16 protein-coding genes are annotated in these 19,149 nt (G+C 41.8%); 12 read left to right on the forward strand and 4 right to left on the reverse strand.

What is annotated here, in order from left to right:
- Positions 1-33: 33 nt before the first annotated feature.
- Both C9J47_RS18380 and C9J47_RS18385 read right to left on the reverse strand, forming a co-directional pair.
- On the reverse strand, positions 34-270 hold the full coding sequence (locus C9J47_RS18380) for a DUF3389 domain-containing protein (protein WP_006229371.1): 237 nt from the start codon (positions 268-270) through the stop codon (positions 34-36).
- On the reverse strand, positions 271-705 hold the full coding sequence (locus C9J47_RS18385; RefSeq protein ID WP_107254793.1) for a hotdog fold thioesterase: 435 nt from the start codon (positions 703-705) through the stop codon (positions 271-273).
- A gap of 233 nt (positions 706-938) precedes the next feature.
- On the opposite strand from C9J47_RS18385, the gene C9J47_RS18390 reads away from it, so the two are divergent.
- Together C9J47_RS18390 and C9J47_RS18395 are read left to right on the forward strand one after the other, a co-directional pair.
- Positions 939-1,730, forward strand: a complete 792-nt coding sequence (locus tag C9J47_RS18390; RefSeq protein ID WP_107254794.1) for a M48 family metallopeptidase — start codon at positions 939-941, stop codon at positions 1,728-1,730.
- 249 nt (positions 1,731-1,979) lie between these two features.
- Positions 1,980-3,611 (forward strand): methyl-accepting chemotaxis protein, encoded by a 1,632-nt coding sequence (locus C9J47_RS18395; protein WP_107254795.1) that lies wholly within the window; start codon positions 1,980-1,982, stop codon positions 3,609-3,611.
- A 92-nt stretch (positions 3,612-3,703) separates the two neighbouring features.
- Here C9J47_RS18395 and C9J47_RS18400 read toward each other — a convergent pair whose 3' ends face one another.
- Complete coding sequence (locus tag C9J47_RS18400) at positions 3,704-6,058, reverse strand: thioredoxin domain-containing protein (RefSeq protein WP_107254796.1); 2,355 nt, start codon at positions 6,056-6,058, stop codon at positions 3,704-3,706.
- A gap of 430 nt (positions 6,059-6,488) precedes the next feature.
- Between C9J47_RS18400 and C9J47_RS18405 the strand changes: the two genes are divergently transcribed.
- The 9 genes from C9J47_RS18405 to C9J47_RS18445 all read left to right on the forward strand — a co-directional run bounded on the left by C9J47_RS18405 (position 6,489) and on the right by C9J47_RS18445 (position 15,830).
- Positions 6,489-7,139 (forward strand): c-type cytochrome, encoded by a 651-nt coding sequence (locus C9J47_RS18405; RefSeq protein ID WP_107254797.1) that lies wholly within the window; start codon positions 6,489-6,491, stop codon positions 7,137-7,139.
- A 14-nt stretch (positions 7,140-7,153) separates the two neighbouring features.
- A complete protein-coding gene (locus C9J47_RS18410) occupies positions 7,154-9,853 on the forward strand; it encodes a molybdopterin-dependent oxidoreductase (RefSeq protein WP_107254798.1) in 2,700 nt (899 codons plus the stop codon).
- A gap of 131 nt (positions 9,854-9,984) precedes the next feature.
- On the forward strand, positions 9,985-10,590 hold the full coding sequence (locus C9J47_RS18415; RefSeq protein ID WP_011220738.1) for a 4Fe-4S dicluster domain-containing protein: 606 nt from the start codon (positions 9,985-9,987) through the stop codon (positions 10,588-10,590).
- Positions 10,590-11,654 carry a 4Fe-4S binding protein gene (locus tag C9J47_RS18420; protein WP_107254799.1) on the forward strand — a complete coding sequence of 355 codons (1,065 nt, stop codon included), beginning with the start codon at positions 10,590-10,592 and terminating at the stop codon, positions 11,652-11,654. Before C9J47_RS18415 ends, C9J47_RS18420 begins: the two co-directional genes overlap by 1 nt.
- A 9-nt stretch (positions 11,655-11,663) precedes the next feature.
- Positions 11,664-12,296, forward strand: a complete 633-nt coding sequence (locus tag C9J47_RS18425) for a 4Fe-4S dicluster domain-containing protein (RefSeq protein WP_107254800.1) — start codon at positions 11,664-11,666, stop codon at positions 12,294-12,296.
- A gap of 11 nt (positions 12,297-12,307) precedes the next feature.
- Positions 12,308-12,895 carry a hypothetical protein gene (locus C9J47_RS18430; protein ID WP_107254801.1) on the forward strand — a complete coding sequence of 196 codons (588 nt, stop codon included), beginning with the start codon at positions 12,308-12,310 and terminating at the stop codon, positions 12,893-12,895.
- Complete coding sequence (locus C9J47_RS18435; protein ID WP_107254802.1) at positions 12,892-14,418, forward strand: 4Fe-4S binding protein; 1,527 nt, start codon at positions 12,892-12,894, stop codon at positions 14,416-14,418. The genes C9J47_RS18430 and C9J47_RS18435 overlap by 4 nt, the downstream gene beginning before the upstream one ends.
- A 13-nt stretch (positions 14,419-14,431) precedes the next feature.
- On the forward strand, positions 14,432-15,163 hold the full coding sequence (locus C9J47_RS18440; RefSeq protein ID WP_245903524.1) for a 4Fe-4S dicluster domain-containing protein: 732 nt from the start codon (positions 14,432-14,434) through the stop codon (positions 15,161-15,163).
- On the forward strand, positions 15,156-15,830 hold the full coding sequence (locus C9J47_RS18445; protein WP_107254803.1) for a NapC/NirT family cytochrome c: 675 nt from the start codon (positions 15,156-15,158) through the stop codon (positions 15,828-15,830). Before C9J47_RS18440 ends, C9J47_RS18445 begins: the two co-directional genes overlap by 8 nt.
- A gap of 240 nt (positions 15,831-16,070) precedes the next feature.
- On the opposite strand, the gene C9J47_RS18450 is transcribed toward C9J47_RS18445, so the two are convergent.
- On the reverse strand, positions 16,071-17,063 hold the full coding sequence (locus tag C9J47_RS18450; RefSeq protein WP_107254804.1) for an OmpA family protein: 993 nt from the start codon (positions 17,061-17,063) through the stop codon (positions 16,071-16,073).
- A 478-nt stretch (positions 17,064-17,541) separates the two neighbouring features.
- Here C9J47_RS18450 and C9J47_RS18455 point away from each other — a divergent pair, with 478 nt between their 5' ends.
- Positions 17,542-19,074 (forward strand): FAD-dependent oxidoreductase, encoded by a 1,533-nt coding sequence (locus tag C9J47_RS18455; protein WP_107254805.1) that lies wholly within the window; start codon positions 17,542-17,544, stop codon positions 19,072-19,074.
- Positions 19,075-19,149 lie beyond the last annotated feature (75 nt).

The raw sequence follows: 19,149 nt of genomic DNA on the forward strand, positions 1-19,149 counted from the left end.
GAGGTAAATAATACCTCTTTCTATATAACGACATTAATATTTTTGTATAGCAATTCCAATTTCGTTAGACAATTCCTTTAACTGCTCTTCATTGTCTAATCGTATAGACCAGTTTATTCCACTTCCTGTTGCTGTTATTACATTAGCACCGCCAATCAATGTAACTTCATCGACTTGCGCTTGCAGTGTCACTTTTGCAGCGCTTTCAATACGAATAACAAGCTCATGTTGATTGGCTATGATTTTACCTTCTGAAAACGTCATTAACATTTATTGTTCTTTCTTTTTATGTTGCATCACTGCCATAGTAATTCGACTAGTACAAACAAGTCGCTCTCTCTCGTCACTAATTTCAATTTGCCATACTTGCGTTGTAACACCGATATGAAGTGGTGTAGCTTTTCCCGTCACATTGCCTGTTCGCATAGCACGGATATGATTGGCATTAATATCTAAACCAACACAATATTTTTTTTCATCCACACACATATTTGCCGCAATTGAGCCTAATGTTTCAGCTAATACCACCGATGCTCCGCCATGTAGCATACCAAGTGGTTGATGCGTTTTAGGCTCTACTGGCATGGTTGCCGATAGGCTATTATCATCAAACGATGAATATTTAATCCCTAAATGTTCAACCAGTGTATTCAATGATGTTTGGTTTAGGGTATCGAGCGTAAAAGCTTTCTTCCAAATTGTCATTAATTTACCTAACGTTCGGTTCTACTCTGTAGATAGAATACCAGTTAACCTTCGTAATTCCATCGAATTACCACCAGCCATTCAATTTGCATATAAATAACAATTAAATAAGCGCCTTGCCTAGAGCACAACAAATACTCGCTGATACGAGCATCTTGAGGTAACTTGGGTATAGATAGTCGCGTCATAATAGACACATAATTTATAATTAAGGAATGGAAGGAGTCATTCATATGAAACTACAGCATCCTCTATTTTTAACGGTATTAATAGCATCGTCACTTACTCTTACTGCGTGCTCGAGTTCTCCCACTGGCCGCCAGCAAGTTTTACTTTTTTCGGGTAACGATATGTCTCAGCTTGGTGCTCAGTCATTTGAAGAATTGAAAAAGCAAGAGAAGATCAACACTGATGCTAAAACTAACCAATACGTTCAATGCGTTACAAGCGCAATCACAACACAATTAGGTCCACAGCCTGACTTTGACCAATGGGAAGTCGTTGTTTTTGATAGCGACCAAGTTAATGCATTTGCTCTCCCTGGTGGTAAAATTGGCGTCTACACAGGGTTACTTAACGTTGCTAAAAATCAAGATCAATTAGCAACTGTTATTGGTCATGAAATTGGGCATGTAATGGCGCAGCATAGTAATGAAAGGTTATCTCGTAGCCAGCTCGCAAATGCAGGTTTAGAGCTTACCAATATTGCCATGAGCGGTACTCAATACCAAGGTGCAGCAATGGCTGGTTTAGGCTTAGGTGTTCAATATGGCGTACTTATGCCTTATGGACGAGCACAAGAATCTGAATCAGATATTATTGGATTAAGGTTAATGGCTCAGTCAGGGTTTGACCCATACCAAAGTGTTGAGCTATGGAAAAATATGGCAAAAGCATCAGGAGGAAATCAACCTCCAGAGTTACTATCAACTCACCCATCTCATGCAACGCGTATTGATGATTTAAAAGCTGAAATAGCTCAACTACCAGCAACAAATACAAAGCGACAAAGCTGTACGTTATAGACATTACGACTAACACTGAGTAATGCCGTTCAATTAATGTGAGCGGCATTGCTTTACCCTTCTAAGTATCTCTAAAGTTATTAATATTACGGCCGCTATAACAACAAGAGAGCATACCCTAAAGCGATAACTGCATACCTCTAGCGATTGTCACACTCGAATCTCGCAGTTTTAAGCCGTATACGCATATATGTGATGCAATTTTCAACCACTCTTTTCTAGATTAATCACTCTTTATAGTTGGCTGTTATGAACATAAATAACTTAACAATCAGAACAAAGTTCTATCTTTTGATTGGCGTGATTTTGTCAATCTTTGCTATCTCATTGCTTTTTATCAAATCAGCCAATGATCGAATTGCTAACAATTTCAATCAATTCTATACACAAAACTTCGCGGTTTCATTGTTATTTGAAGAAGTCAAAGATACGCAAACCGAGATTATGTTGAATGTTCGAGGATTGCAGATTGCTTACTTGCTGAACCTTTCAAATCAGGTTGATGGCTATGTGTCGAGTATTAATAAAAACATGGCGGATACCCCGCAGTTATTGAATGCCTTATCCAAAGACTTTGCCGGTGATGCAACGACTACAACTAAACTTAGGCAAGTAGTAACAACTTTTCAGAACAATTCATCGGCTTTCATTAAGGCAATGGAAAATGCGCCAGATAATAAAGCCCCTTTTTCTGTATTCTCAGATTACCGTGATGCATATTCCGCCCTTAACGAGTTCTTTAATGATTTTCAAAAAATGAATTATAGCGCAGCGGATACCGCAAATAAGGACGCCAATAATGCAATTAGTTATGCGAATTATGTCTTCTATTTATCCATAATTATTTCAGTTGCCATCGCTGTAATCTTTAGTCAATTCTTATCAAAAAAAATTACTAATAGTATTAAGCATGTAATGGATACTGCGCACGCACTGGCCAAAGGCAAACTGAATGTGTCGTGTGTTGTTGACGGAAAAGATGAAATAGCCGAACTCAGCTGTGCATTGAATACCACGATTCAAAACCTGAACAATACACTTTCTGCTATTAATAGCTCGACGCAGATTGTCGATACCAATAGTCAAACACTACTAGAAGCTAATAATAATATTCAAATTTCAGCTTCTGAAGTGTCTGATCACACTGTACAGGTTGTAACGGCCATTGAAGAATTGACGATCACCAGCATGAATATCGCCGACAATACTTCTGAATCTGCGCAAACTTCAGATACCATGGCGGTGCTGGCTAACAAAGGGATCGACTCTTCAAATCAGACTAAAGACGCAGTTATTAAACTGGTTGGTAATCTGAATGAAACTGCCAATGTCGTTGGCCTGCTAAAAGACGAATCAACAAGAATCGAAAGTATCCTCGATGTGATTCGTAATATTGCTGAACAAACAAACCTGCTTGCCCTCAATGCAGCCATTGAAGCTGCACGAGCTGGTGAGCAAGGACGTGGATTCGCTGTTGTTGCCGATGAAGTAAGAAGCCTTGCTCAACGTTCGCAATCATCCGTTAATGAAATCGAAGCCATGCTGAATCAACTCAGCTCAGCTTGTGAAAATGCAGTTAAAATGATGTTTGACAGCACTGAAATTGCCACTTCAGCTGAAGGAAAAGTGGTAGAAAGTAACCAGATGATTGAAGACATTCTAGAATTGATTCATCAAGTCAATGATCAGACGCAGCAAATTGCCACGGCCGCTGAGCAACAAAGTGCTGTCGCAACTGAGATCAGCGGTAACATGCATACTGTACAAGAATTAACTCAAAAATCAGCAACCATTTGTGCCGAAACAGCAAGCTGCAGTGATGAAATGAATCAGGTTAGCAAGCAAGTATTGAAACAAGTTCAATTCTTCGAACTTTGCTAGCCTACCCTACTTCATGACAGTCCAACTTACTGCATCTCTGGTGATGCAGTGGCTGGATTTGTGGTTAACATTAAGTGGGGTGTAACAGAAGCTTAATCTAAGTATATTGGCGCTATCCGAACAGTTTCTGGCGGCAAGCACATTTTATCATTACATGCTTGTAACCGTATGTTTATTAATAAATAATTAGAAGCTACTGGCTGAACTATATTTCCTGTCAATTTCAGCTCGTCTTCATATAATGATAATTCTTGCTGACTGAAACTAAGCGATTTCAGATGACCGTCAGGGTACTGCATCGTCAGGTCTGCGGTTGTAGGATAAACAAGTTCAACAGTGGTAGGGATCAAGTTGGATTGCAATGGCTGTGTACTATTGATATGCCAGCCATTTGAAATCATCAAGGTTAACGTTAACTGTTTTTTATTCTGTCTAAATTCAGCATGAATTTTAATATTACCTTTTGCCGCATATTTCACAGGCTTGATGTTGGCTTGAAGTGATTCATCAACTGCAGCCAACATGGCGATAAATGCGATTGGATTTTGGTTTATTGTAGACGCATTGTAACTGATAAATTCTTTGATCTGACTCTGCTTAACAAATTGCCCACTTCGCTGATGCAACATGACCATAGCCATAAGCATTGCAGAATTTCCTGAAGCAATGGTGTTATCTGTCACATCTTTATTACGTAAAAAAAACTGTTCATTTTGATCGAACGCTGTATTAAAGAAGCTTCCTGATTTTTTATCCTGGAACATTCTCACTGCTTGAAGATAGATAAGATGCGAGCGCGTTAGCCAAATATCTTTATCGGTAACATCGTATAACGTCAACATAGCCTGAATATAATGCCCATAGTCACCTAACGTCGCAGAAGCAGAACTTTTGTTTGAATCAATTAAACGGGAAGATGATCCTTGATCATTTATCGCATGTTGCCATATTGCTTCAGCACACTGATCTGCAACACGAATATACTCAGGAGTATTAAATACCAGACCACTGTTTGCCAATGCACTTATCATCAAAGCGCTCCATTCAACTATTTGTTTTTTGTCCTTAAAAGGCGGAATGCGCTCAGCTCGTTTTTGATAAAGCTTCTGTCGAATTCCTGCTATTTTTGTTAATAGTATCTGGTAATCAATATCGTTAGCTTCGGCAACTGATTCAAGACCGTTGGGTAAATAAAGGATATTTTTATGGTTAAAATTGCCTTCCTGTCTAATACCATATAATTTCCGTACAAAATCTGTTTCTCCCGGTGTAAATAAAGAAGCAATATCTATGTCATGCCACAAATAAAACTTACCTTCATTATTCTCACTATCAGCATCAGTTGCAGAATAGAAACAAGCCTTATCGGAACGCATTTCATTAAGTACATAATTCAAGGTTTCAATAACGATACGTTTATATTCATTATCACCACTATAAAACCAAGCATTAGTATAAACATCTACTAATAGCGCTTGATTAAATAGCATTTTTTCGAAGTGGGGAATTCGCCAGGCCTTATCAGTTGCATAGCGATGAAAACCTCCTGCAACCTGATCGTAAATCCCACCTTGTAAAAGAGCATCTAACTCTCGGCTAATAAACTCCCACTCTCGACTTAAAGCGAAATAATCAACTGTTTTCAATTTCCGAAGCAGTAACATTAATATTAATTCCCGTGGAAACTTTGGAATGTGATCGACTCCTCCCCACCTCTTATCCTCAGAGCTAAGTATTTTTATTATGGTTTGATCAATCAAAGACGGGGAAATTGTATCCGCCACGCTGGCCACTTTTTGTTGCTCTTGAATTTCCTGATAAATTTCAATGGCTGACTTAAGCAAAAATTGATGATCATTTGTCCACTTATCTTGTACTTGCTCAAGTAAATCGACAAAATCTGGTCGCGAAAAATATGAGGCGGCAAAAAATGGCTTACTATCATGGGTTAGAAAGCTTGAAACCGGCCACCCCGCCTTACCTGAAAAAACTAGAGCCGCTTTGATATAAAAACCATCAATATCAGGACGTAAATCTCGATCAACCTTGATACTAATGAAGTACTTATTGAGTATCCGTGCCACCTCTTCATTATCAAAGCTCTCAGCTTCCATTACATGACACCAATGACAAGTTGAATAACCTATAGATAAAAAGATTGGCTTATTCTCTCGACGGGCAGCATCAAAGGCTTCCTTACCCCATGCATACCAGTTAACGGGGTTATGAGCATGTTGTAAAAGGTAAGGCGAATTTTCCAATATCAGCCGATTGGTGTAGACCGGAGTACCTATTTTTGATAAATATTGAGTTCTAACCTGGTATTGACCTTGCCTACTTAAGCGAGCTTGTTCCAAGTCGAGTTCAAGGGTATTTTCCAACCCTTTGCAATATACGACGGGGCAAAGAAAGATAAGTAATAAAACTTGATAGTGGAATTTAAACATACTGAGAACTCTTTATAATAGCTTTCATTAATAGATAAATAGCTAACAGTTGATATTTAAATGATCCAGATCAATATTTTAAAAGCAGAGAATTAAAATCAATTAAACAGACTGTCACCCATCATTACCTGTTACCAGTATAGTAAATACCAATGTCAACATCATATTAAATAACAGCCTATTCGTTGCAATTGATTGATAACTTTATAATTAAAAATATAGAATTATGTTTACCTCAAAAAAAACACAATTAATTGGCTTGGTCGTTAATTAAAAATAAACCTTAGAATTAGATAATTTATAAGCTGACTCTTTCTTATTTAATAATAACCAACCCCATTTAATATCAACCACGCCCAACAAAACAATAAAGTTGCGCAAGACAAAACATTGACTATATTTATTTTAAAAATAAATAAAGGAGCAGATCGTGAATAGGGAAAATACTTATTTTATCTCGTTGATGGCCTTCTGTGTCAACTTGCTGTTTGGTTCATTTAGCTTTGCGGCAAATAGTGAAAAAATGAAAGAAGGTGAAGCGCTTTATAATCAGAACTGTGTTTTTTGCCATCAGCCAGATGCGATTGGCAAACCGGGGTTTGCCCCATCTTTATCCAATCCTGAGTTACTTTCAATTTCCTCCGACAAATTCCTGATGTCCACAATTCGTGATGGTCGAAAAGGGACTGCCATGGCCCCTTACGCTCATCTTAACCGTGACGGCATTAGCGCCATTGTTACCTATTTACGCAGCCATGAAACCCTGCCCAATCGTTCTGCCTCTGTTGAGGCACAAAGACCTGCACAGGGCGATCCTCGTAAGGGAGAATTATGGTTCAGAGATATCTGCGCGACCTGTCACGGCATTAAAGGGGATGGTTACCTTGCTGGTGGCTCTGGTTCAGCCATAGGGAAGATCGGCTTTTTAAGTAAGGCAAGCGATGGCTTTATTCGTGAAACCATCAAAAACGGTCGTTCCAATACCCGCATGTTGCCATTTTCTGGGCCGGACGGATTGGCAAATCTAAGTGAAACAGAAATCGAAGATATCATTAGTTATATGCGCACATTAGGTAAGTAAAGGAGTTATATACCATGAAGCGAAATAAAGTATCACGCCGAAACTTTTTGAAAGGTAGTGGATTTATTGCAAGTACCGCAGCAGGTGCTGGATTGTTTGTGGCACATAACCCTGAGCTAGAAGCTGCACCACTAACAGGGGAGCCCACCAAAAGAACGACAGCTTTAGCACAATGCCCATATTGTGGCGTTGGCTGTGGCACCATTATCCAGGTTGAAAATGGAAAGATTGTTTCCATGCGCCCAGATAAAGACCATCCAACAAACTATGGTTTGCAGTGTATCAAAGGGTTAACGGCAGCAGAGCCAATGTATGTTGACCGCATGGAAGGTGACCCGTATGTGCGCAAGGATGTGTGGGAGGAATGGAATAAACCGGATCACGGTGATATTGAATATATAAGTAAAACCAAAGGCTCGTTTGATGAAGAGCATTTTATCCGGGTACCCTACCATGATGCTTCCGATATGGTCGCTCGTAAGATCGCTCATTTTGCCAAGAAATACTCAGGAAACTCCATCTCCCTTTATGGTTCTGGTCAGCTAACAATGGAAGGCCAGTACCTAGAAAACCTGTTTATGAAAGGAGTACTGGGGTCAAACACCATTGAAGCGAATGCGCGCATGTGTATGACGTCAGCAGTAACGGGTTATTTTGCTACTTTAGGTTCAGATACCCCACCACTGGCTTACGATGATATCGAATTGGCCGACATGGTGATGCATTTTGGTCATAATGCCCGAGAGTCACACCCGATTATTTTCTGGCGTATTGCCGATCATAAAAAGAAAAAGGACATCCCAACTGTCGTTGTTGATCCCCGTGCCACCGGAACCAATAAGGGTTATGCCGACATCAACGACAAGAACAATATTCATGTGCCGCTGCTCAATGGTGACATCAGTTTTTTGAATGCAATCGCTCATGTATTACTTAAAGAGCATGACGACGTTATCGACTGGAAGTTCCTCAAAGCGCATGTGACTGGCTGGCAAGAATATATTGATGGCGTTAAAAGAAATTATAGCCCAGAGCAGGTTCAAGATCGCATGGGTGGCGTCAACCATGATGTTTCACCAGAAAAAATCCGTCGCGTTGCCGCAATGTTTGCCGATGCAACTCGCAAGCGACTCGCACGCAGCAAGGGCAAGCAAGAGGGTGAAGGGTATGGCGGTGTCATCATCATGTGGGGTATCGGCTATAACCAACATATTCATGGTCAGCACAATGTTATCTCTATTATTAACTTGTTAACATTAACTGGTAATCTAGCCAAACCGGGGTGCGGTCCGTTCTCTATGACTGGCCAGCCGAATGCGATGGGTGAACGTTTTACCGGCGGGCTGACTGGACGCCTGCCCTTTAATGAAGGTTTAGGTAACCTCAAACATCGCGCCCATATGGCTAAAATGTGGCGGGTACCAGAGAAAAACCTAGATAACGCCGCCAGTTCACCCAACCCCGGTTATGCCGTGGGGATGATGGAACGTGCCCTCAAAGACGATCTTAAAGCCATGTTTCTGGTTTATGCGACCCACATTGACTTACCTGATCAATACAATCTGGTGCGCCCAGCACTGGCAAAAACCTTTAACGTCGTGCAGGAGATCTATCGCCATGCGCCGAACAATCTTTATGCTGATGTGATCTTCCCTGCATGTACCTGGGGCGAAGTCAACGGCGTTTATATTAGCTCGGAGCGTCGGATCAATATTACAGAAAAAGCAGCGCAAGGGCCTAAAGGTTGCCGTCCTGATATGGATATGGTGATTGATAAAGGTAAGGAAATAGCTGAGTTACTGGGGATGGATGGCGATAAAATCTTTCCTTATAAGCGAGGAAAAGACGGCGAATACGATGCCGAAGAAGTCTTCAGGGATGTTTGTCGTGCCTCTGTGGGAACGGATGCTGATCTCACTGGGATCCTGGATCGTGAAAAACTCGACGGCATCAGCCCATATGAGCAGCTTAAAACCCTGCGCGGTATACAGTGGCCGGCCCCTAACTATGAAGCGGCGAAAAATGGCGGCACACAACGCCGTTACATGATGCAGGAAGGTCAATGGGAAAATCGCCCCTATGGCTACTTCCGAACTAAAGACGGCAAGGTACATATGAAACTGTGCCAGCAGGATTATAGCCAACGTAAGGAGATCACCGAGAAATTGATGGAATTTGGTGTCAAAAAAGATCATTACACCATTGATAATCAAGATTTAATTATTAAAGCCCGAGATATGGCCTTAACACCGGATCTCCCTGATGAAGAATTCAGGGGCCAGTCATGGCAAAACGTTCCTAAGGACAAATTCCCATACTGGATGGGTCTCGGCGTGGTTTATGAGCACTTCCATACTGCCAAATCAAACCGTAGCCCGACAACGCGACGACTGGTACCAGAGATGTATGTCGAAATGCATGCAGAAGATGCCAAAGATCTCGGGATTAAAGATGGTGAATGGGTGCGTGTTGTGAGCCGTAGAGGTTCGTTAGAAGCCAGAGCACAGGTCGGTGGTACGGATAGTTTAGTGAAACCCGCTCGAAACAGTGTGCCGCGCGGTTATATGTTTGGTCCTTGGAATCTGTCAGTGGCAGACAGTGCCGATCCCAAGAAAAACAAATGGCTGGCAAATGGCATCAGTAACCGTTGCTGGGATCCCGTATCAGGACAGGTCGACTTTAAAAAGCTGGCTTGCCGGATAGAAAAAATATAACAGCAATACCGTGGCAGAGCCTTTGTCACGGTCGACGAGTTAGGCGCAAGGCATGAGTACTAATGTCTTTGGGGAGTTTGTGGTTATTTATACCCAAACGCCTTGGCGTATAGTTACCTGGAGGTAGTCATTTGAATAGACGACGTTTTATAAGGCAGCTTAGCTTATTAGCCTCCGCAGGTGTTTTCTTTAAAACGTCGTTGGTTAAGGCTGCTTTTAAAGCAAAACAGTTCACCCAACGTTATTTACGTCCCCCAGGGGCACTCAAAGAAGAAGATTTCATCAATCGCTGTATACGCTGCAATCAATGTGCAGAAATCTGCCCTAATAACTGTATCAAGTTTTTTGACTCCGAAAATGGACTTGAGTCTCATGGTACCCCCTATATTACACCACGAGAAAAGGCCTGCATTTTATGTATGAAATGTGGCGATGTTTGTCCAACAGGGGCGATTCAGCCGATAAAACGCCAATTGGAACCCATTGTACAACAAGTGAATATGGGGGTTGCTCGGGTCGATAAACAGCTGTGCTTATCTTGGCAGGGAAAATCTTGTGGGGTCTGTTACCGGGCCTGTCCACTATCAGATGTTGCGATAAAAGTTGGCTTCATGGAGCAACCTGAAGTACTCGACGCTTGTGTCGGGTGTGGCCTGTGCGAACGCAGTTGCATTCAGATTCCACAAGCAATTAAAGTTATACCAAGTCATACATTAGATGCCTTGAGGAGATCGTAATGTCGGATGAGATGGATCTTAAGCACCAAAGTCAATCGGCGGGAAAAATAAACCAGCCATTCTTTCTTTGGCGTCATCTGAATAAATTACGCTGGTTATGCCTGGTCATTGTTTTTTTAATGTTGATTTTGATCCCGCTGCTTAGTCTTTACCAACATTTTGTTGCGGCACAGGGCTATAACCATTTAACTGGCTCAGAAAAATTTATCTATGATTCCATGGCGTTTATTACCGCCCCTTTAGTCAGCGATCCTGAGCATGAGCTTGATGCAATAAAGGGGACAACATGGTCTGGTCAGTTATTTGGCCTGAAGTTAACGGATCCATTGGCACTCGTCGGGCAAATTGCGGCTGGAATCGAAATTTACTGGCCATTCGCCCTTACGGCAATGATCCCGATTATCTTTACTCTGCTATTTGGGCGATTTTTCTGCGGCTGGATTTGTCCTGCGACTTTTTTATATGAACTAAACACCAATATGGCTGTTTGGCTTAACAAGATCGGCATACGAACGGGGAATCGGCGTTTTAACAGAATGTTTAAGTACCTAGTTCTGATCGTTGGCATCGTACTGTCAGCTCTGACAGGCAGCATTATTTTTGCCAGTATTTATCCACCAGCTGTGATTGGTCGGGAATTATATTTTTCTATTGCTCTGTCGGGGTTCGGAGGCGGAACACTCTTTTTCATTCTCACCTTGTTATTTGATTTACTCGTTGCTAAGCGGGGTTTTTGTCGATACCTATGCCCGGGTGGTGCGCTGTATTCACTACTTGGTCGTTATCGGGTATTTCGTATCAGGCGTATTGTTGAGAAGTGTAATGACTGCTCTAAATGTAATGCGGTTTGTGAGTTTGGCCTCAATCCAATGGAGGATGACTTCGGGCAAGAATGTAATAATTGTGCAGCCTGCATCTCGGTCTGCCCTAAAAATGCGATGACGTTTACTTTTTCGATGAAAGACCATAAATATCAAGGATATGGTCATCACAGCCGTCACTATCGAAAAAACCAAAGTGATAACAGGTTTGGTGATATCGAAGTAAAAAACCTCAACGATTGAGGAGCGATCATGAACAGAAGAGCAATAGACAGACGATCATTTCTTTACCGTATATTTAAATCACTCTGGCTGACCACCATTGCGGCTATTCCCTATGGTCTCGGCCGTATGCTCATGCCAGAAAAGAATCAGTTAGCCTCTTTGAATAAATCTCAGTTAAACCATGACAAACTAAGACCACCCGGTGCATTAAATGATGACATTGATTTTCAAAAGGCGTGCATCGGATGTAGCTTATGCGCAGAAGTTTGCCCCCCTGCCTGTATTCAGTTTTACCACCTCGACGGTGCCAACAATGCCAATACCCCCTACATAGAACCCGCTCTAAGGGCGTGCATTTTATGTGGCAAATGTATGGAAGTTTGTCCAACGAATGCTCTAACTGTCACAGAAACAAGAAAAGTAAACATGGGCCGTGCTCAAATAGAACGTTTAGCCTGTTATCCCTGGGTTGACCGAGGTATTTGTGGCGCCTGTGTCTCAATTTGTCCTTTGGGTGAGACGGCTATTAGTTTTGAATTTGCCAATATGTACCGTCCTGTCGTTAATGATGGCTGTGTCGGTTGCGGTTTATGTGTTGAAGTCTGCCCCCACCCGAGTTTACCAATACGTATAATTAAAGAAGCCGATGCTATCGTATAAATAGGTGGTCAATGATGTTAAAGCACACTGTTAACTTATTATTTTGCTGTTATTTCCTGATGCTCAGTATCCCGAGTTATAGTCACCATGTATTGGGACGTCCTTCATATAGCCTAAATGAAGACTCGAATACCCCGCCCAGTATGGCTGTTGAAACTCAGATCGGTAATTATTTCATCACCTACATGGTTTTTCCTGCCTTTCCCAAACCGAATGAACCGGGACGGGTTAACTTGTACGCCACCCGTATTGATAACGGCCAGACACTAAATACATCAATTACTTTTTCTGTTCGTGATGACCGTTGGTTTGGTAGTAGAGAACCCAATGAAACTATCGGTTTACAAGAAATAGATGATGGGGTTTACCGGCAAGGTTTTTTATTCAAAAAAGCGGGTGACTACATTATTCGTGCTCATTTTGAAGCGGATGGCGAACCTTACGAAATAGACTTTCCACTTCAAGTTGGCTCTGGCAATTCTGTTGGCCCAATAGGGGCTGCTATTGGTTTTTTAATCTTTTTCTTGATCTGTATAAACATAGTGCAACGTAAACGTATTGCGCGTTCTAAAATTCAGCAGGGGAAGCAAACATCATGATTATGACCCATCCAGGCTTACCCATTGAGCTGGCCATCATCATTGGCATTAGTATGTTACTGTTAGGTTTATGGGCTTTAAAAAGTAAAGCGCCAAGTCACACTACCACTGCCAGCACATCATTAGCCCATGTCCCCATAGTAGGGACATTTTTTAAGTATATAAGCCAACACACCTGGCCGCTCTTGCTACTTAAAATAGTATTTGCGCTTCTATTTGTTTTGATTGTAGTTGCTGGGTTATGGGGCACCCCGATTGTTGAACGTAATCTTGCAACGACATTGACCTGGAATTTCTGGTGGACGGGTATCATTATCGCCATATTGTTCAGTGGGTCAGCCTGGTGCGCTATCTGCCCCTGGGATAATATCGCCAGCTGGCTGGTCAATCACAAATTATGGCATCGCTCCAACTCTAACAGCAGGCTGCAACTGAGAGTGCCCAACGTTCTGCGTAACATTTGGCCTGCCAGCCTATTATTTATTGGGTTTACCTGGCTTGAATTAGGCGTTGGTATTGTAGCCAGCCCTTATGCTACAGCATTACTGGCACTGGCGATGGTCATTTTGGCAACCACGGCTCTGGCGCTGTTTGAAGGCAAAGCTTTTTGTCGCTATATGTGTCCGGTTGGCAGAACCGTCGGCGCCTATTCTCAGCTCGCACCTGTGGCATTGCGCCCCATAAATAGTGATACCTGCAGAAGCTGTAAGACATTAGAGTGTTATCACGGTTCAGAGAGCATTGCTCCTTGTCCAACCCAGCAGATCATGGGACGGTTACAAGAAAATACCTATTGCACCTCCTGTGGGAATTGTACGCAAAGTTGTCCCTCTCATAATATTAGCTGGCAGCTACGCTCGCCAAGTAGCGAGGCGATCAACGATGCCCGTCCTCATACGGATGAGGCATTCTTCATGTTGATCCTTTTGGCTCTGACCCTTTTTCACGGCTTAACCATGCTTGACCACTGGCAAATCTATATTAGTCAGATAGCGCAAAATATTAATGACAGCGGCCAGCTCCTTTTGAGTTTTACCATTGGTCTGATAGCGTGCTTACTACTGCCCATTTTATTGTATGGTGTGAGCATCTGGTTAACGTCAAAGTTATGCGATGAAACTGCCGGGGTCAGTTTTAAAAAGTTATTCTCCGGCTTTGCTTTTGTCTCACTGCCGTTAGCCTTTTCCTACCATATTGCCCATAACCTGAATCACTTTATTCGTGAAAGCAGTAACTGGACAGAATTGCTTAGCAATCCACTTGGTATTGATACCCAGCCATTAAGCATGATGGAAAAACACATTCGTCATATGGCAATGATGATCCCAGAAAATATGTTATTCGCCTTGCAAGGTCTGTTAATGGCTGCTGGTTTCTTTATTGCCGTACAAGTCATTCGTCATCGGGGAAGTCATCTATTTGCAGCCCGAGGCATACAGTTACTGCCCATGCTGTTGTTCGCAGCGCTAGTTTCCGGCATTAATCTGTGGATGCTTGTACAACCGATGACCATGAGAATGTAGAAGGAATTGTATCGTGAATAAAGATAATCCAATGGATCGCCGGAGTTTTTTTAAACATAGCTTTGCAAAAATGGTTCAGACTGGTAACGATATTATCGAACAAAAAGCGATTGAAAAAGCGAAGGGCTGGATCCGACCTCCTTTTGCCGAGCAGGAGCTGGATTTGTTAATCAACTGCAGCCGTTGCGGCGATTGTATCAGTGCCTGTCCACACCAAGTCATTTTTCCTTTACCACTGAAACGCGGTGCTGACGTTGCTGGAACGCCAGCGATGGATATTATTAATAAAGGCTGTCACCTCTGTGCTGACTGGCCATGTGTAACGGCCTGTAATGAGAAAGCGCTGGTATTTCCGATAAATAAAATAGATGAAAAGGATGAAAAGGATGAAAAGGATAGTACGGGTGAAACAGAAAATTCTACGGAAACATCCGTAGGATCAGCAGAAGATAAAAAACGTCCTGATGCGCAGGATTGCCCTCCTATGGCCAAAGCCACCGTCAACAGTGCTACATGTTTACCCTACTCCGGACCTGAATGTGGAGCCTGTAAAGGCAGCTGCCCAATCCCCGACACTTTAGTCTGGCAGAATGAAAAACCCAACATCATACAAGAGAACTGTGTCGGTTGTGGATTATGTCGAGAAGCCTGTATTACCAGCCCTAAAGCCATTGAGATCAGCCCCATTGTAATTAACAGCAAAGAACAGCCGGATCGCAACCTGCGGACTCAAGAGAATGTTTAACCTTTGCAAAAGACTATTGCATCGTAAAATTGTTTTTGGCAGCACCGTTGGCGTCGCCCTTTTTTTTATGTTCATCGGTGTGGTGTGCTGGGGGGCATTCAACACGGCGCTTGAAGTAACTAACGATATGAATTTTTGTATTAGTTGCCATGAAATGGAGGAAAATGTTTATACCGAATATATCAACACCATACATTATAATAATCGATCGGGAGTAAGAGCCACCTGTCCCGATTGTCATGTTCCAAAAGAGTGGCAACATATGCTGCTAAGAAAAATATTCGCCTCTCGGGAATTATTTCAAAAGCTTATCGGCACGATTGATACGCCTGAAAAATTTAACCTTAAGCGATTAGAGTTAGCCCAGCATGTCTGGCAAAGCATGGAACAAACCAATTCCCGTGAATGTCGTAATTGCCACAACTTCAATGCCATGGATATCGCATTTCAAAAAAGCCGTAGCGGCCTGGTTCACACCTATGCACAACAACGAAATAAAACCTGCATTGATTGCCACAAGGGCATAGCCCACCAACTTCCTGATGGCGTACTTCCCTACAAGGGAGGCAATGATGATGACCACCAGTATTATGAACAACAACAAATCGATTGTTATCAGTGTCATGAAGGGATGCCCAAACCCAATACCGATGATTGGGAGCTTTAATCCACTCAACCAAAGCAAACATTCCGCCAATCAAAATGAAGCAGAAGCAAGAGCGTCTGAAGGTTATACCAAATCCATTAATTATCTGATCAATTCAGCGAGAGTTAATGGAATTGGTATTACATAAAAAATCCGGAATCAGTTACTGATTCCGGATTATGTCAGGCTCATAGGATCGTTCAACTGATCAGCATTACCCTAGGGTGCTTTTTATTGTTAGAAAGCGACAGTTAAGATTTGTTACTGACCTTCCATCTCAAAACCAGGTGTAAATACTTCTACACGACGGTTTTGAGCACGACCATCTTCTGTATCATTCGCTGCAACTGGCTCTAGCTCACCACGACCTTGCGCCTGAATTCGACTCTGTTCAATACCAAAGTGTGTTGCTAAATAACCAGCAACCACTGCTGCACGTTCTTCAGATAGGTTTTGGTTATACGCTTCTGCACCACGGCTATCAGTGTGACCGATAACAAATAGTTCCGTTTCTGGGAAGTTAACCAGACGCTGCGCAATAGGCTGTAACTGATCAATGTCTTGCTGAGATAACGTATCGCTATCAAATGCAAACGGCAGTGCAACCGTGATTGGTTCTACTTGAACCATAGCTGGAACAGGTGCAGGTGCTGGTTCAGGTGCTGGTTCAACCACTGCAACTGGTGCAGGAGCGCCCCAACCATACACTAAGCTAATACCATAGAAATGAGTATCCCAGCTAGCGTCAATGCCTGAATCTTTAAGTTCTAGATCATTGTAATATTGATATTCAAGACGTGCCGATAGGTTCTTATTAAAGAAGTATTCAGCACCTACGCCTGCCGTACCAATGATGCCGTCATCAGAGGCATTAATAAGGCCGCTACCATCAGCGAAATAATAGAAACCACCCGCTTTAGCAAACAAATCAATTGAGTCAGTGATATTCCAGGTGAACTTACCAACAAGATCAACACCTTGTTGCTCAACTGATGCATTTGTACCTTTAATGTCAGCTTCACCAAGGTAGGTATAACCACCTTCAACGGCAAACCACGGCACAATGTTATATCCTAAGAATGCACCACCGCCCCAATCCTCTTTATCAACATTACTTGAGCTAATATCACCAGAGAAGCCGCTATAACTCGTACCACCGACTCGAGCGCCTGCATACCACGGGTTTTCTGTTGCAGCATTAACTACACCAGAAATGAGTAACGCAAGCGGAAGTATGTAATTCATTTTAGACATTTTTCAATCCTTTTATTATTTTAGTGCCACTACCATGTACACTATTAGGCTCAGTTCTTATTTTTTACAAGCCGACTTTCTATTTCTTCCATATAGTTCAATTTTTCTTAAATCATTTCAGCGCGATAGTTATTATTGTTCTATACTTTATTTCTGCAATTACTTGAAGCTTATTAACTTAATTGTCAATTATTTACAGCTGATTTTGAATATTACAAAAAACACTTACAATTCAGTGTATTCACCTACTTTATTTAAGCTTAATATATGAGTAACCCTCGAGTTCCCCTATCGTTAGCAAGTCATTAAAAACAAAAAAGCGAGTTTCACTGCACGTTTATTGGCTAATACCGTTTTCTTACCGCTAAAAGTACATTTTTAACAATTACAACTGTCGAAACAGTTTTAAACATGATTAATGCCAAGTAGAATACCCCTTAATATGACCATGTTTGATTTGATCACAGACAAGTAGAATATGAATGTAAATGTTTCAGATACACCTTTTGAAAACATCGATGGCTCAATAAAAACTAAAATCACCGTTGGTGTTGTAGGAGGTGGTGTTGCAGGTTCAACCGTAGCACTTCGTTTAGCCGAACTTGGCATACCAGTGACTTTATTCGAAGAAGGCACGACCTTAGTGAATGGTCCTCCTATATGTCATCTACATGCAGGAGGTAATTTATATCGTGAAATATCGGACGAACAATGCGTCACATTGCTTCGCCAATCGATAGATACACTACGTGTTTTTCCTCATACCGCAAACATCCGACCAACCGTTATCGCTGTGCCATTACGCGATTCAGGTAATCCTGATACATTATTACCACGCTTAAAGTTACTTAAAAATGTCTATAAAAAACTCATCGAGCAGGACACAGGCAATGCTGTACTTGGTGACCCAGATGAGTATTTTAAAATTTATCAACAACAAGATTTGATAAATCTGGCAGCTAAAAATTTACCGTTAATGCCAGTTTCACTGGATGATTGGATGGTTCCAGTGGCTAAAAATTTGAATTTAAATGAATTCAAATACCCTATTATCATGGTGCAAGAATACGGATTAAGCATATTTAGAATTGCAGCCACTGCATCTCTAGCCTTTGATAAATTGCCAGCCTGTAAGGTTTATACTAACGCCAAAGTAACTCATATAGAAAAAAACGATAGTAAGAACCAACAAGCTTGGAATATTTCCTTTCAGCGCTTTAATAAGCAACTTAATGATCATCAGACGGAGAATATAACCGTTGATTATCTCGTAAACGCTTGTGGCTATCGAACAGGATCATTAGATGATATGGCAGCCGTTACACGAAACCGCATGGTTGAATTTAAAGCCGCTTATGTCACTCAATGGCCTGCATGTGAAGGTATTTGGCCTGAGGTGATTTTTCATGGCGAACGTGGTACACCCAATGGTATGGCGCAATTAACACCCTACCCTAATGGATACTTCCAGCTTCATGGAATGACTGAAGACATAACCTTATTCAAAAAAGGGCTCGTCAGTTCAACAAAGCAAAGTGCTCAGCCAAAACTTGAAGAACACTTCATTAGTAAGCTTAAAACACAGTGGAAACCGTTTGAAGTAACAGCTCGAACGCAACGAGCAATCAATCACATGGCACAATTTGTTCCAACGTTTGATGATGCTATTGTAAGTGGAAACCCTCTTTTTGGTGCACAGCAAATTCCGGGGAACGACCCAACATTACGTGCAGCAGATGTTTCTTTCGAAGATCAACATTACGCCCGCTCTGAAATTGTGAAAGCGTCGTCGGCTATATCTGCAGCAGATGCTATTTTAGACAAACTGGTAGAAGAAGGTCTGATCACTAAAGATATATTCGCAGGCTTATTGTCACGTGAAGAACAATTTCAAATGACGCATGCTCTTAACACTGAAGATGTTGTTCGAGTTGCTGAACAATTAGCCGAAAGTAGACATTTTCCGAAAGCGTTAGCTCAGCCAGTTAATATCGCCAAGAATCAAAAATAGTTTCTAAGAACTACAAATAACTAATAATTCTTTTTTAATTCTCAGATAAGTGAAGCCTTTATTCTTGCTTCACTT

It is taken from the genome of Photobacterium indicum, assembly GCF_003026215.1.
GTDB classification, from domain to species: Bacteria; Pseudomonadota; Gammaproteobacteria; order Enterobacterales; family Vibrionaceae; genus Photobacterium; species Photobacterium indicum.